Below are 14,206 nucleotides of genomic sequence, written 5' to 3'. Positions count from 1 at the left end.
CCAGCTACCAGACCCAACGTATCGGAAAGCCGCGTAAGGCCGAGGAAAACAGCAGGGATGGAGACCGAAAATAAATCTGTCCCCGTTTCCGTCCGTCCCCGTTTCCGTCCGAGACCGAAAATAAATCTGTCCCCGTTTCCGGTCCCCGTTTCCGTCCGAGACCGAAAATAAATCTGTCCCCGTTTCCGGTCCCCGTTTCCGGTTTCCCCGTTTCCGTCCCCTGTCGATTTGAAGGTCCTACCAGCAATCGTCTGTTGGTGTGCGGGCGCCTTGGTGATTGACGGTCATGCTGCTGCAGGTGCCAGTCTGGACCCGTCCTTCTTGACCGCTCGCGGTAATCAAGAAAGAACTGTTGTCCGCAGAGGTAACGGCCAGCGAGTAATAGCCTTCCGGGGATTCGTTCGCGATCGTGCAGTTGGCATAAGTCATCTCAGACGTAAAGCATCGCTCCATCCGCTGCGCGGCCCCTAGGAGTGCGGAGGTCCCATCGGAAATCTGTGCGCGTTCGACGTAGCGGCCGTAGGCCGGAAAGGCGATTGCAGCGAGAATCCCGATGATGGCAACGACGATCATGAGTTCGATCAGCGTGAAGCCGACGTGCTTTTGTCGACGCGTCATTTTTCCTGTCTCCTCTGCCGGGGGCTGTGAAGCCCCAGCCCTTGGTGTTCGAAAGCACCCTCGGGTGCCGCATGCGCCGGAACTAAATGCCCTTCCTGCCAGGTTGGTTCCGTCATCCGGCGTGCTTGTTTGTTGTGACTAGCGGATTTGAATCCACGAGCGGGGCCGCTGGCCGGCAGTTCCGGGACCACCAATTTCGTCCAGTGAGTCTCCACCCAGGACGTCAGTGCCACCGATCACTCGGGTGATGCCCCCATCCGGGCTGCGAACGATGGTGGGGGTACCGATAATGCCGCGGCCGGGGTCCACTGCGCTGACCGGCACTTGCTCGCCATTGATCGTGATGGTTTCGCTTTCGTCAAACAGGCCGTCACGGTTGAGATCGAACACCGGATCGTTCGGTCGGCTACCCGTGGCCGCATCGAGGGCTACGATCGACGACGTACCTCCACCGGCGCAGGGGTCATCGGACGGGGTCAGGGTTACGAATTCCACGCGTCCTCCGATGATCTGGGCGCGCTCGACCACGCGCTCGCCCCGGGGATCGGGATAGTCGAGGTCGATGTACCACCCGTCATGAACGTCGGCGTCGAAATTGTCACCAGCGGTGGTCGCGCGAACGGAAAACTCGCCTATCGTCCCCGAACCGATGAATTCGTGGCGCAAGAGGTTGTTCCGGCTGACTGGGGTGGAGACGCCGTCGTAGTCGCGGATACCATAAAAGCTTTGCACCGGCGCGGGGTTTGGCACCTGGTTGTCGGCGTTTTCCAGGTACTTTCCGGTGCCGAAGAGCACGATCGAGCCGCCATTGGGGTGGCTGCCCACTGTGGGACGTGCTGTGATCGGCTGCGTTTCGCCATTCGGCCCCATGGCCTGAAAATGTAGGTCGGCATCCCACTGATTGGTGGTGTTTTCGTTGCTGATATCAAACTTCCACAGGTTGCCCTGCAAGTCACCCGCGAAACCGTCCTGAATTACCCCGGACGCGTTGGCGCGGAAAGTCGCTTCGGACAGTCCATTGCCGCCGGTGGCGCCGGTTTCGACCTCGGTCATGGCTCCCGATGCCAGGTTGGCGATCATCAGCACGGCCTCGTCGTCATTGCTGCCATAGCCGTTGGCAAAGAGTACCGACCATTGACCATTGGCCGTACGGGCAACTGTTGGCGCACCAAACGTATAGCCGAGTGCGTCCAGATCATCTCCAGTGAGTTCCCACAGGATGTTATCGGCCGAGAAGTCGGTTGGGTCCGTGACATCCAGGGCGTAGATCCCGCGGGCGCCAGCGCCCAGCGTACCAATCAGAACGGTGCGCCAATCGCCCCCAATCTGGGCATGGGCGATCGTTTGCTGGCCATCCACAAAGAATCGATGGCTGTAGTCCGGATCGGCCAGATCCGGGAGCTTGTCGAAGATTGCGTTCGGGACGTAGGCGAACAACTCTTCGCCGGTTTGCGCGTCGAAGGCATGCAGCATGCCGGCGTTTCCGCCCACGTAGACCACTTCAGGCACATCCTGATTATCGGCACGGAACTGTGAGTAGCCAGACAGCTGCGAATAGCCGAAATTAAGGGCCGGCCCCTGGAAGGCGGGGTTGGAATTGACGAAGTCGCCCAGGGGGGTCGAGCGGTTGCGCAGGTCCCCGCCGTTCTGGATTTCGTTGCTCTGGTCCCCGCGCAGATAGGCCAGCAGATCCGGATCGTCGTTCAGAAGGCCCTTCTGTGTGTCACTTAGCCCTTGGTCACCACCCACGCTCTCCCAGGTGAAGCGGATGCCCTCATTGCCATCGTGCGAGAAGATGTTTCGCTGGGCGGCGCTTGGCAGCATGCTTGCAGCGCTCCATTGCTGGGTAAAGGTGCCCTGGCCGAATATGAAGTCGAAGGCTGTAACGTCACCCGACCAGTCATTCGAGTTGAATGATGCTTGGAAAAGGAGGTTGGTGCCGTCCGGCTGGAAGCTGGTCGAGGCAGCGGCGACCGACGAAGCACTCCCGGTGGCCTGCGCGATGATCGTCTCGAAGATTTGCGTCATTGCGGCGTCAAGACTCGCCTCGTCTGTTGCATCGTATGCGCTGCCAGTCCCGCCTGCCTCGGCAAGAATATCCAATGGATCTTCGGGGATTCCGGGGATGTCGGAGACGCCCGGCGGTAGACCGAAGCCGACAACGTGAACTTCAACCCCGGTATCGTTGTAGAAGGCGGCGATGGACGCGGCTGCGTCTTCGAGTGCTTGTGGCAAGTCGTCACCCAGGCCCGTTCCATCGGCAGCAACGGACGGCATCCCGTCGGTGACCCAAATTGCCGCATTGATATCGCAGCTTCTTGGGATCTGCTGCGCATTATTGCGCCCTTGGTTATTACCGAAGTTGGGACCAGAAACTCCGGTCATGTTGCCCCTTTCCTCCGGGTGGGCGAAATCCAGGAAATAGTCCCGCGCCGTTTGCATAGTGCCTTCGAGTGGCGTCAATCCGGCGTTGATCAGGGGCCAGTCGGGGTCGACCAGCACATTGCCATCCCCAATGTCCCAGTCGTGGCGCTGGGGCTGCAGTTTGCTCACCACTGCGTCCCAGTGATCCTGGTCGACGTTCCCATCGGCGTCAAAGCCGCCGATGGGAACATGAAGAAAGCCGAGTCCCGGGGATGTGTTGGTGCGCCATTCACTCTGGCCCGTGGGGGCGTACGAAATCCGTTCTCCCCAATCTGCTTCTTCCGGCAACCCACGGTTCCGCATGCTGTCCGTGATCGTTATCCGCCAAAAACTGGACACTTGGTCGTTGTACCTCTTTTGGCTGTCTGGGTCCGTATGTGAACCGGTCTGTCCAGGAAGCCTGGCTGTTTCGAATTGACGAAACGGGAATGTAAACCCCCCCGAAGTGGTCTGGTCGTTCGGAAAGTCATGGAAGAAACTGGTGAAGTCATCCCGGTCCGGATCAAGCGGCCAATCGCCACTGCTGTCCCGTATGTAACCGGGGATTGCGAAATTATAGAAAATGTACCAGCCGTCAAGCTGCGGATGCGGTTCACGAAACCGTTTGGTATCGGATCGAAGGTCACCGGTGAAATCGGCGTCGTAGAAGGGCGGATTCGGGTTGTTGGCGTAGCGAACATCGCCCGCACGGTGGGCGAGCCTCCAAAGGACCGTTTCATTGGGGGTCGTGGATTCGAATACGTTGTCACGCACATGCCCCGCCGGGTTTTGCTGATATGACAGCAAGCCCAGGTTGACCTGGCCCCGATAGGAATTAACCAATTGCATCCCAACCTGCTTGACGATGCTGCCTTTGCTGTCCGGGTGCGCGGCCCCGGATACGCAGTTGTCTGCGTCCACGTCGTCCCCCGGGATACAGCTTGGGTTGTTCCAATCGGCAGCTACGCGTCCGTCCAGGCCTTCCTGCATGCTTTCGGACGTGTCCGGGATAAACAGGATGTTCGGCGGGAGCGCGGAGTCCTGCAGGAACAGCGGGGTGTTGGCCAGGTTGATGCCATGCGCCGTGCCCGAGAAGCTCATCATGGCCGCCGCGACCGCAATGGCGACCTTGCGGCGCGACAGGCGCGGCGTGGGGGGCGGATTTTTGCTTGAGCGGTGTGTGGCCATGGTGTTGTTCTCTTGTGGCAAGTTGATTCGCGTGGAGCGCTGAATCAGTTCGAGCGAACGACTGCTTGGAGGATCACGATCGCATCCTCCGTACCCCCGACACCCTTGGAGGTGATCCTGAATGCTTGTCCGAAGGTCTGGGCGCCGAAATCTTCGGGGCACACCTGGCCCGGCGGACAAGACGGACCTGATATATCGAGACGCTCGATGAAGTAGGCAAAGCTGCGCGTTGCGCTCACGTCGAGTTCTTCGTCCCATTTTTCGGCGCTGGCGGGCGGGAAATCGACCGGGTCTTGGGCATCGTTCAGGTTTCGCGCGCCATCTCGAAGGCCGCTTTCGGCCTGCTGAAAGGCGATGTTGCGGTCGTGCATGTTGCCCGCCATGCGCTCCTGGAGGACGGTGTTCTGCATGCCGGCAACAGCCAGAATGGTGATCACCAGAAGCAGGATCAGCGCCACGATCAGGGCGGAGCCCGTCTGCCGGGTGCAATCAGGATTCCGGTGGGGGAAAAAGGAAGGGGCCATGGTCATTCCGTCCTTGCGACTCACTCGAGGAGGTTGCGTGCGGCAATGGTGGTGGTGAACGTCTGGTAAAGACGCCGGTCGGGAGCGTCGAACAGGGTGCCGCCGAAGTAGAGGTTGGAGCGCGCCTCCTCCACCACGTTGTCTTCCGAACCATTGTTGACCAGGAGGTGTACGCGAACGGCCGCTGCGTTTTCCCAGTCTCCGGTGGTCATATCACCGGGGGCTACGTAACGGTCCACGCGTGCGTCATCGCTGTCGTCGAGACCATACTCGATGCTCATGTCGTAGATGCCTTCAGCGACTTCCCGGGGGCTGTCATTCGAACTCAGCGGTGCCCAGCGATAAAGACTCCGTACACCTGGGGTCGACTGAGAGTCGGCGACAAAATACGTGACGTTGTTAAGCTCATGAACCGTAAGCTGTCCAAAGAACTCCGTGTAATTTCCGGCGGGCTGATTGATGTTTCCGGGGGGGTGCCCCGCAACCCCACCGGCACGGTTCAACACAGCCGCTTGTCCTGAGGGAACGTTCATGAATGTCTCGCAAACGTCACCGGATTGATCGGAGACGGTGACAATCTGGCCTTGTCGGATACCTGTTGTGTTCCCGGCACTAGCGAACTGGATGTTGGGTGCCCCGCCGTCCGCGATGAGGTCAAGGTCTTGTAAGGGGGCCGAGTACGCAATCCGTAGCTGGTCGCCGTAAACCGCACTGAAGCCACTAGGAGGGCCTGCACTCGGTTCGGGGAAGCCTGCACTAACCGTGTGCAGGTTGGGGTCGTACGCCGAGTGGCTTTGGTCTAGCAGGTTGATGGTGGTGTTTCCGATGCATCCGCCATGCCCCGCCTGTCGCGCATCGCGTGCAATGCGTTCGATCGCGAAGCGGCCCGACTCCTGAACGCGGGACATCGCCTCTTGAGTGCGGTAGGTTTGCTGGGTGCTGATGAAGATGCTGATTGTGCCCCCGATCAGGAGGAGCCCGATCAGCATGGCGACCATCAGCTCCACCAGCGTCAGGCCGCGGACTGCACTGGAAAGGGAGATTGTCAGGGCTCGGCGGGCGCTCATATCTCGGTCCTGGTCACAAATTCTTCGACTTCTTCGCTTTCGTCTTCCGCGAGGCGGTCGTTGTCCCACCGGATGCGGATTGTGAATTCATCTCCGCTACGGCTGATCTGGGCGCGGCCACTGGGGAGACCGCAGGCAAGGGCCACGCGCCACTCGGTGATGTCGCGTTCTGCCAGGCTGCCCGTGAGGCTTGGCAGGTCGGCAGCGTCGTTGGGGCATGTCACCGCGTCGTACTCGCCGACGTAGGCGTTGTTTAGAGCGTCCTGCCGGTTCGCCCGCATGCGGTCCGTGATGTCATACGCCAGATTGGTCGCTTGAGAGCGAAGTTGGGAGCCATGGTTGGCTTGAAGGGCATTCGCTTGCAGGGCAGCTACGCCGATCAGCCCGATGGAAAGTACGAGCAGTGCTACCAATACCTCGATCAAGGTGACGCCGATGGCTCGGCGCTTCGAGTGCTTTGGCGGGATCGGTCTGGCCATTGGAAGATCCTGGTTGGGTCGTCGGCGGTCTTGGCGTGTCAGCACGAGATGCGTTGCACGGACGAGCGGCCGCCGGGGCCGACGTAGATTTCGCGGGCGCGTTCGCCTCCGGCGCAGTCCTCGGGTTGAATGACGAAGGCGAATTCGGCGTCTTCGTCATCCGTGTCCATCCGCCCCCCGAGGGCATCGAATGCGAGGAAGTCATCGTCCCCGGAAGCGATGATCGTTACCCGCGCCGGGAGTTCGGTCCACTCGCGGAGCAGGTCGCCGCCACAGCCTTCGCTGCGGACGACCTGCCACCCATCCGCCCATCCGCCGCCCAGCGGACATACGGATACCGGCAAGCCTCTCCTGACGGCTTCGCTTCGCGCATAGTTGAAGGCGGTGGTTAGCTCGTTGGCTGCGGTTGTGACACGGTTGTTCTCGATAATGAATCGAAAGCTCGGCACGGCGATCGACGCCAAAATCGCAAGCACCGCGAGGGTGACCATCAGTTCGACGAGCGTGAATCCGTGGGGTCGGGTCATTGGGCATCAGCCGTTCGGGGTTTCCGTGACTCTAGTGATAAGCGCGCGGCGGCGGTCCTGCAAGGCCCGACCGGGTCAGTGGTCGAATCGCGGCCACGAGCGGTGTTCGCGGCCCTGGCGGCGCCGCGATAGTCGACGGGGATTCCGCCGGGTGGAGCCTGGGATCAGGTGCAGTCGGCGGTGGCGACGCGGGGGCGGCCGGCACTGCTGATGATGATGGCGCGGCCTTCGTCTCCTGTGGAGCAGATCGACACGGTGCCCATCAGGAGCGCACCCGACAGGCGTTCGGACTGGCCGAGGGCGTTGTAGGAGATGTTCTGGCTGACGGGCTGGTTGCCGGACACTGTGACATTCGCGCCGGTCCAGGCATTGCCCACGCGCAGGATGCGGTCCGGCCCGGTTGGCTGGTCGATTCGGCCTGGGTTGGCGAACAGGATCCAGCCAGCGTCCCAGCTTGTGTCGGTGCAGGTGGCGCCGTCGGCTGAGGTGCACAGCGTGACCAGGCTGCCACGGCGGATGGCCTCGCTGCGGGTCATGTGCAGGGTGGTCAGGAACTGGTTGGTTGTGGTGGTGAGGCGGGTCTGTTCGACGAGGTTGCCGAAGGCGGGTGCCCCGATACCGAGCAGGATCGAGGCCACCAGCAGGGTGACCATTAACTCCACCAACGTGAAGCCACGCGAGCAGGACATGTTCGACTCCTCCCTGAGTCCAAACAAGGGCTTGAGCGTAAAATGTCAGCTTGACGGGTGCAAGCGGCACTGCGCGCGGGCGAACCTCGGGCGTTGGCGCTTGCCTACAGGATGGCGGCAGCGGTGGCGAGTGGTTCAGGCTGCCGGCTGATGAGGGGGCGTAGTGCCCGGGTACGGGTGGGAGATTGCTTCGCTTCGCTCGCAATGACGGGTTTTGTTGGTGTGTGCGGGGCGTAGAAAGATCAGGAGGTTAGCAGGCTCATGGTGAAGGACGTGCAGCGGATGGATCAGGCGGATCTGCTGGATCTGCAGCAACAGGCGGCGCGTGCGGCAAGGCTGGATGTCGGTTTTCGGGACGAGGCGCGCTCCGGCGCGCCGACGCCGGAGCTGCAGGTCATTCCGGCAGGCGAGTTCGAGATGGGTTCGGACGCCTCGGAGTATGGCCATCAGCCGCACGAGGGGCCGCGCCGCTACGTGGTGCTGGAGCAGCCCTTCGCCCTGGGGCGCTACGCGATCACGCGCGAGGAGTGGGAGGCGTTTCAGGCGGCAGCCGGCTGGGAGCCCTGGGACTGGCTGGTGTGGCCGAGTACGCCGCGCATGCCGATCTTCAATATCAAGCCGGACAGCATCCAGCAGTACCTGGACTGGTTGAGCGAGGAGACGGGCAAGCGTTATCGCCTGCCGACCGAGGCGGAGTGGGAATACGCCTGCCGGGCGGGCACACGCACGCCGTTCGCGTTCGGCGAGGTAGTGGGATGTCGCGACGTGCACTTCAATTCGCTGTTCCCCTACGAGGAGCGACGCCAGCGCCGCAGGTGGTACATCCCGGCGTGTTTTCCGCTGTCCCGTCCGTTGGATGTCGGCAGCTTCCAGCCGAACCTGTGGGGTCTGTATGACATGCACGGCAATGTGCAGGAGTTCACTTCCACGCCATGGCATGACAGCCACGCGAACTGCCCCCGCGACGGTGTCTATCGCGCCGACCCGGACAACGAGTGGGTGGTCACCAAGGGCGGTTCCTGGTTCGATGCCGCCGTGAATACCCGCAGCGCCGCCCGGCGCCGCCGCAACATCGACGAGATGGATACCAACCTGGGCTTCCGCGTCCTGCGCGAACTGGAGGCGTAGGCCCCGGGCCGGCGGTGTCAGGGGCTTCGCGCGTAAGGCGCGTCCCCTGCGGGGAATGGTTCGGCGCTGCGGCGAGGCTTGGGTCTAGTGTAGGAGCCCAGCCCTCTGGGCGATGGGGCGTAGGCCGGGCCCGATCGGCCAGAGGGCTGGCCTCCTACAGTGGGGCACTGCCCTGTTCCGGTCGGAACAGGTGGATCTCCAGGCCCTCGATGTGCCGATAGTGCCGATCATTGGCCGTGACGAGTGGCAGACCCAGCTGTGTGGCCGACGCGGCGATCAGGGCATCCGCCATCTGCATGTTGTGGCTGAGGGCGTAGGTCTCGACAAGAAAGGTCGCCCTGTTCGAGATGGCTTCGCTTACCGGCTGGATACGGGCGTCCCAGTACTGCATGGCTTGGCGCAGCGCGCGGAATTCGGACTGGTCGCGCAGCCCCTGGACGAGTTCCATGTAGGTTACTGCGGACACTGTGAATCCCGGCGAGCTGTCGAGCCATTCGCTGGCTCGCTGATTCCCGCGCAGATTCCAGATCAGGACATCCGTGTCCAGTAGCATCAATCAAACTCCCTGGGCTGCCGGATCCGGCGGATGTGTTCGTCAACCGAGCCTTGCTGGTCCCGCCAGAGCCCGAACAGCGGGTTATGGTCGGCGCGCGTTTGCGGGGCCGAGGTGCTTCGGTATGGGACTAATCTGGCGCGCAAGTGGCCTCGATACGTGATCTCGATCTCCTCGCCCCGGTCCACGGCGGCGAGCAGTTCGCGGCTGTGCAGGCGCATGTCCTTGGTGGTGGCTTCCATGACGGCCTCCCGTAGTTACACTTTAAAGTGTAACTTGTGCGCGTTGGGAGTCAACAAGCTGGGTTGCTGGCCACGGTCATTTTGATGCGTTTCGCTGCGCTCAACCGCATCCTACGGGGGGCTTCCTGGGTGTAGGGTGCACTGAGCGAAGCGAGCTGCGCCATTGGTTTGCTGCTTACCGTTAAGCGTTATATCCTGTACCCATGATCAGAAGCTTTCGGTGTAGGGAAACCCGGGCGCTGTTCGAAACCGGAAGGAGTCGGCGTTGGTCCGGTATCAGAGCGATTGCGGAGCGCAAGTTGGTCCAGCTTCAAGCGGCGGAGACGCTGCAGGATTTGCGTTCGCCGCCGGGTAATCGGCTGGAGGTCCTGTCTGGAGATCGCGAGGGACAGCACAGCATTCGCATCAACGCCCAATGGCGTATCTGTTTCCGGTGGACGGACGAGGGTGCTGAGGACGTGGAGATCGTCGATTACCACTGAAGGGTTCCCGAAGGAGGTTAGAGCATGACTACAAACGGTATGCGGCCCATCCATCCAGGCGAAATCTTGCGCGAGGAGTTTCTTGCTCCGCTAGGGCTCAGTGTGAACGCGCTTGCCGGGGCGTTGCACGTGCCGACGACGCGCATGAATGACATTGTGCGCGAGCGCCGGGGCGTCTCTGCCGACACGGCCATGAGGCTGGCGCGTTATTTCGGTACTTCCGAGCGTTTCTGGCTGAACCTGCAGGTTGAATACGAACTGAGGCGCGCCCAGATCGAACTCGCTGACCGCGTGCGCAGCGAGATCGAACCTCGCGCTGCGTGACCACGATTGTGTTGGGTCGCTGAGCGCAGCGAGCCGCGCTGTTGGGCGCTGGGGTGGCTTACAGCCAGCGGGCGAGCCACAGGCGCAGGCGCAGTTCCAGAGGCGGGGCGTAGCCTTGCTTGCGGAAGACGATCTCGCCGTCGGGGTTGATGATGAAGGTGGCCGGGACGCCGCGCACGTTGTAGCGCGCGGCCAGGGCGCCGTCCGGGTCGTTGATCACGGCCAGTTCCCGCTCGCGCTCGTTCAAATGCTCCAGCACTTCTTCTTCCACGCCGGATTGCATGGCGACCGTCAGCACCGGGTGGCTTTGCGACAGGCGCACGATCTCGCCTTCTTCCAGGCGGCAGATCGGGCACCAGGTGGCCCAGAAGTGCAGCAGCATGGGTTCGTCCGCGTAGTCGGCGAGCGTTACCGGCGTACCATCCAGTAACTGGGCCTCGAACTCGGGTGCCGGGCCCTCGACCATGTCGCGCGCCATCCAGGCGCGTACGGCCAGGAAGATCACCAGCGCCAGGCCGATCTGAATACCCCAGGACAGCGCGCGGCGGCGTCCGGAGGGCTTCGGGCGTTTCGGCTTCTCGGGCTTGGTCTCGGTCAACGGATCATCTCGGCTTGTCCGGGGCGGGCGCGGGTGCCGCGTTTTTTCGGGCCCTTGCGTACGGCGATGCGCACCAGTTCGTCCTCGTCGTCCATCAGGCGTTCCCGCTGGGCCTCGGTCAGCAGCGGGTTACGCGCGACGAAGTAGCGCAGGTTGGGGTCGCGATCGTTCACGCAGGCCTCGACCTGGTCCGGGTTCAGGTCCGGGCGCTTGGCGCAGTTCAGGCGCACGGTCTGGTTGGGGTCGGCCAGGAGCAGCGCGACTTCCTCCGGGGTCAGGTCCATACGCCGGGAGAAGTAGGCCTTTACCTGCGCATGCTGGTCCCGCACCAGCAGGGGGCGCCAGCCGTCCTCGAGGTCCGCGGACAGGGCCAGGTCCATGCGCTCTTCGAACGTCATCGCCTTGTATTGTTGCTTCAGGTCGGTCATGGCGCATGCATTATAGGCGGGGCGGTTGGGATTCGTTGCGGCGACCCCAAAATGTGTAGGAACGACAGCGCCCTGAGCCCTGTCGTACTATTAGCTAACGATAATTTGCCCCTATGCCGGGGTAATGAGGACCCATGACCACACCGGTGGCCGAAAAACCGATCTTCCAAGTGCCTCGTACGGCTCACGTAACGGCGTCGCTGCACGCGTTGACCGATGCTCAGCGCGATGAGTTGGTGCGCCGTATCAAGCGGCTATTGATCGAGCGCAACGCAGTGCTGGTGGCCCATTACTACGTGGACGAATCCCTGCAGCGCCTGGCGGACGAGACCGGGGGCTGCGTGGCCGACTCGCTGGAGATGGCGCGCTTCGGCAAGGAACACCCGGCCGAGACGCTGGTGGTCGCCGGAGTGCGCTTCATGGGCGAGACAGCCAAGATCCTGAGCCCGGAGAAGCGCGTGCTGATGCCGACGCTGGAGGCCGAGTGTTCGCTGGATCTGGGCTGTCCGGCTGACGAGTTCGCGAAGTTCCGCGCCCAGTATCCGGATCACACGGTGGTCGTGTACTCCAACACCTCGGTGGACGTGAAGGCGCAGGCCGACTATGTCGTCACGTCCAGCATCGCCGTGCCGTTGGTCGAGCATTTGCGCGACCAGGGCAAGAAGGTGCTGTGGGCGCCGGACAAGCACCTGGGTGACTACATCCGCCGTACCACGGGCGCCGGCATGGTGCTGTGGGATGGCTCCTGTGTGGTGCACGACGAATTTCGATCCTGGGCGCTGGAGGAACTGCGCGATCGCCATCCGGGCGCAGCCGTGCTGGTGCATCCGGAATCGCCACGCGAGGTGATCCATCTGGCCGATGTGGTGGGTTCCACTAGCCAGTTGATCGCAGCGGTGAAGGATCGACCGGAGCAGGAATTCATCATTGCGACGGACAAGGGCATCTTTTACAAGATGCAGCAGGCGGCTCCGGACAAGACGTTGATCGAGGCCCCCACCGGCGGCCACAGCGCCACCTGTACCAGCTGCGCCCACTGCCCGTGGATGGCGATGAACGACCTGGTCTCGCTGGCCGAAACGCTGGAAGACACCGCCGAACCTGCGAAGAACGAGATCTTCGTCGACGAGGCTGCGCGCCAGAAGGCCCTGGTGGCCACGCAGCGCATGCTCGACTTCGCCGCCGAACACCGCAAGGCCACCGCCGGCGACGCCTAGGGGCTGCCCGCTATCGCGAGGCGCGCAGCGCCGAGGCGATCTTCGGGGGCGGCGCAAGCTGCGGGTTTCCGGATGGAGGTGGCCGCCGTTGGTGGCACCCCCTGTAGGAGGCCAGCCCTCTGGCCGATCGGGCACTTGTGCGCAGTGATGCCCTTGGGGCTAGCGGTCGTTCAGCCAGGCGGCCCACTGGGAGTGGGTGGAGACGTCCACGCCGTCGGCCTTCGCGGCCTTTTGCAGGTGAGTCTGCAGGTCATCCATCAGTTGCGAATCCATCAACTCCGGCGCCAGCGTAAGCTGCGCGTGCAGCGTGCTGTAGACGAGCTTGAGTTCATTCACCGGATAATGCGACCAGTCGAGGTGGGCCATGCCGTCCGTTCTCCGTTGTCATCCATTGCGCTATAGCCTGCCGCCGGTCGGTGGTGTCATTCAAAAGCACCTACCAGGGAAACACTGATTAATGTACACGCTCGTGCTCGAGTCGCTTTTGCGTGCGAACAAGGCGCGGTGACTGCCGTGCAGTCATTCTGCACAAGGGAACCGTAACGCCGTTCCCACGCAAAGGAGGCCGAGCCCCTTCGGGGTTGGTACCCCAGGTTCCCCGATCCTGCGTTGCTGCCCGCATCAGTCAAAAACGGGCCGGTAGAACCACTACCGGCTGCGCACCGCGCCTTGTCTCGGAAAACCTGGGGTGCCAACGCGAGTGTGTACATTAATCAGTGTTTCCCTTGGAGGCGGATATGTATAAGCGTCGTGCGCGGCTGCTGGCGGCCGCGGAACGCCCGGACGGGCGCGCCGCGCGCGTGGCGGAGCTGGCCGCGGCGGCCGAGTTCGAGGACTGGATAGAGGTGCGCCCGGCGCAGGCGATGGCCGAGGTGACGGACGCCGATCTGGCCTGGGCCGATCTGCTGGTGGCGCTGGATACGGCCGCGGCCCGCGCCATGCCGTCACAGCGCCCCGCGACCTGCCGGCCAAAGTACTGGCAGTTGCCCGGCGAGACCGGGGCAGATTTCGATCTGCAGACCCTGGAGGCGCTGCGCTGCATGGTCGGCGGTATGCGCATGTTGGCGCGCGTGGATGCTGACGACGACGCCTGACGGGTGCCCTGACCCCGCCATCCCGGCCGGAGCGTAGCGTAGAGCCGGGATCTCCTGCGGTTGGTGTTGTCCCAAGAGATCGCCGCGGCGCTGCGCGCCTCGCGATGACGGGTGCTATTAGGGGTGGTACGGGACGGGCGGCCGGGCGTGCAGCTGGGCCAGGTGGTCTTCGTAGAGGGTCCAGATGCGCGGGGCGATGGCGCCGCGCGAACCGGGGTAAGTCAGGCGGTCGGGGTTGAAGGTGGCCAGGCGCTCGATCTCGGTGCAGCGCAGCTCCTGGTCGACCACGTTGAAGATCAGGATCTGTGTGCCCTGGTCGGCGATCGGCAGCAGGGCCCCGATGATGCCGGTGTCATTGAGCCCGGGCTCGCCACGGGCATCGCCCATCTCGGCCGGTGGGCGTACCAGCGTGCCCAGCAACTCCTGGTAGGCCTGGCCGCAGGCAAAGCAGATCTCCGGCGCCCGCAGCCCCTGCACACGTTCGCAGGCCTGGCGCACGGTATTGTCCGGCAGTGCCATGCGCGCGGGCGAGATCGGGATGCGGTTGCTCTCGCCATTGGGCAGCAGGCGCGGGACGGCCTCCTGGCAGGAGGGGCAGCGCCAGGTGGCGACCCGCGGGCCGTCGATCACGTTGCTGGGCGGCAT

Annotated in this window: 18 protein-coding genes; 5 read left to right on the top strand and 13 right to left on the bottom strand. The window is 63.0% G+C overall.

Annotated elements, in window-relative coordinates:
- Positions 1-237: 237 nt before the first annotated feature.
- From F813_RS0108505 to F813_RS0108475, 7 genes are all read right to left on the bottom strand, one after another.
- Complete coding sequence (locus tag F813_RS0108505) at positions 238-618, bottom strand: type IV pilin protein (RefSeq protein WP_017926236.1); 381 nt, start codon at positions 616-618, stop codon at positions 238-240.
- A 138-nt stretch (positions 619-756) separates the two neighbouring features.
- The gene (locus F813_RS0108500; protein ID WP_017926235.1) at positions 757-4,209 is read right to left on the bottom strand and encodes a pilus assembly protein; all 3,453 of its coding nucleotides are present in this window, start codon (positions 4,207-4,209) and stop codon (positions 757-759) included.
- A 44-nt stretch (positions 4,210-4,253) separates the two neighbouring features.
- Entirely contained in the window at positions 4,254-4,733 is a 480-nt protein-coding gene (locus F813_RS0108495) for a PilX N-terminal domain-containing pilus assembly protein (protein WP_026148213.1), read from the bottom strand.
- Between the two features lie 20 nt (positions 4,734-4,753).
- Positions 4,754-5,800, bottom strand: coding sequence for a PilW family protein (locus tag F813_RS0108490; protein ID WP_017926233.1), 1,047 nt, complete (start codon positions 5,798-5,800; stop codon positions 4,754-4,756).
- Positions 5,797-6,279, bottom strand: a complete 483-nt coding sequence (gene pilV, locus F813_RS0108485) for a type IV pilus modification protein PilV (RefSeq protein ID WP_017926232.1) — start codon at positions 6,277-6,279, stop codon at positions 5,797-5,799. The genes F813_RS0108490 and pilV overlap by 4 nt, the downstream gene beginning before the upstream one ends.
- A gap of 38 nt (positions 6,280-6,317) precedes the next feature.
- The gene (locus tag F813_RS0108480) at positions 6,318-6,806 is read right to left on the bottom strand and encodes a GspH/FimT family pseudopilin (RefSeq protein WP_017926231.1); all 489 of its coding nucleotides are present in this window, start codon (positions 6,804-6,806) and stop codon (positions 6,318-6,320) included.
- Positions 6,807-6,970: 164 nt separating this feature from the next.
- Positions 6,971-7,495: a GspH/FimT family pseudopilin gene (locus F813_RS0108475; RefSeq protein ID WP_017926230.1), complete on the bottom strand. Its 525-nt coding sequence runs from the start codon at positions 7,493-7,495 to the stop codon at positions 6,971-6,973.
- 261 nt (positions 7,496-7,756) lie between these two features.
- Here F813_RS0108475 and F813_RS0108470 point away from each other — a divergent pair, with 261 nt between their 5' ends.
- Positions 7,757-8,623 (top strand): SUMF1/EgtB/PvdO family nonheme iron enzyme, encoded by an 867-nt coding sequence (locus F813_RS0108470; protein ID WP_017926229.1) that lies wholly within the window; start codon positions 7,757-7,759, stop codon positions 8,621-8,623.
- A gap of 154 nt (positions 8,624-8,777) precedes the next feature.
- Here the strand turns inward: F813_RS0108470 and F813_RS0108465 are convergent, their stop codons facing one another.
- Both F813_RS0108465 and F813_RS0108460 read right to left on the bottom strand, forming a co-directional pair.
- Positions 8,778-9,176: a type II toxin-antitoxin system VapC family toxin gene (locus tag F813_RS0108465; RefSeq protein WP_017926228.1), complete on the bottom strand. Its 399-nt coding sequence runs from the start codon at positions 9,174-9,176 to the stop codon at positions 8,778-8,780.
- Complete coding sequence (locus F813_RS0108460; protein ID WP_017926227.1) at positions 9,176-9,418, bottom strand: type II toxin-antitoxin system Phd/YefM family antitoxin; 243 nt, start codon at positions 9,416-9,418, stop codon at positions 9,176-9,178. The genes F813_RS0108465 and F813_RS0108460 overlap by 1 nt, the downstream gene beginning before the upstream one ends.
- Positions 9,419-9,621: 203 nt before the next feature.
- Between F813_RS0108460 and F813_RS0108455 the strand changes: the two genes are divergently transcribed.
- Entirely contained in the window at positions 9,622-9,900 is a 279-nt protein-coding gene (locus tag F813_RS0108455; protein WP_081601303.1) for a type II toxin-antitoxin system RelE/ParE family toxin, read from the top strand.
- Positions 9,901-9,924: 24 nt separating this feature from the next.
- Positions 9,925-10,224 (top strand): HigA family addiction module antitoxin, encoded by a 300-nt coding sequence (locus tag F813_RS0108450; RefSeq protein WP_017926225.1) that lies wholly within the window; start codon positions 9,925-9,927, stop codon positions 10,222-10,224.
- A 58-nt stretch (positions 10,225-10,282) separates the two neighbouring features.
- On the opposite strand, the gene F813_RS0108445 is transcribed toward F813_RS0108450, so the two are convergent.
- Complete coding sequence (locus F813_RS0108445; protein WP_017926224.1) at positions 10,283-10,822, bottom strand: protein disulfide oxidoreductase; 540 nt, start codon at positions 10,820-10,822, stop codon at positions 10,283-10,285.
- Positions 10,819-11,250 carry a hypothetical protein gene (locus tag F813_RS0108440; RefSeq protein ID WP_017926223.1) on the bottom strand — a complete coding sequence of 144 codons (432 nt, stop codon included), beginning with the start codon at positions 11,248-11,250 and terminating at the stop codon, positions 10,819-10,821. Before F813_RS0108440 ends, F813_RS0108445 begins: the two co-directional genes overlap by 4 nt.
- 134 nt (positions 11,251-11,384) lie before the next feature.
- On the opposite strand from F813_RS0108440, the gene nadA reads away from it, so the two are divergent.
- Positions 11,385-12,467, top strand: coding sequence for a quinolinate synthase NadA (gene nadA, locus F813_RS0108435; RefSeq protein WP_017926222.1), 1,083 nt, complete (start codon positions 11,385-11,387; stop codon positions 12,465-12,467).
- Between the two features lie 159 nt (positions 12,468-12,626).
- Here nadA and F813_RS0108430 read toward each other — a convergent pair whose 3' ends face one another.
- Positions 12,627-12,833: a hypothetical protein gene (locus F813_RS0108430; protein WP_017926221.1), complete on the bottom strand. Its 207-nt coding sequence runs from the start codon at positions 12,831-12,833 to the stop codon at positions 12,627-12,629.
- 371 nt (positions 12,834-13,204) lie between these two features.
- On the opposite strand from F813_RS0108430, the gene F813_RS0108425 reads away from it, so the two are divergent.
- Positions 13,205-13,561: a hypothetical protein gene (locus tag F813_RS0108425; protein ID WP_017926220.1), complete on the top strand. Its 357-nt coding sequence runs from the start codon at positions 13,205-13,207 to the stop codon at positions 13,559-13,561.
- A 117-nt stretch (positions 13,562-13,678) separates the two neighbouring features.
- On the opposite strand, the gene F813_RS0108420 is transcribed toward F813_RS0108425, so the two are convergent.
- Entirely contained in the window at positions 13,679-14,206 is a 528-nt protein-coding gene (locus tag F813_RS0108420; protein WP_017926219.1) for a hypothetical protein, read from the bottom strand.

This window comes from Thioalkalivibrio sp. HL-Eb18 (genome assembly GCF_000364985.1).
Lineage (GTDB): Bacteria > Pseudomonadota > Gammaproteobacteria > Ectothiorhodospirales > Ectothiorhodospiraceae > Thioalkalivibrio.
Note: the sequence above shows the minus strand (reverse complement) of the source record. Positions and strands in the feature narration are given on the sequence as shown.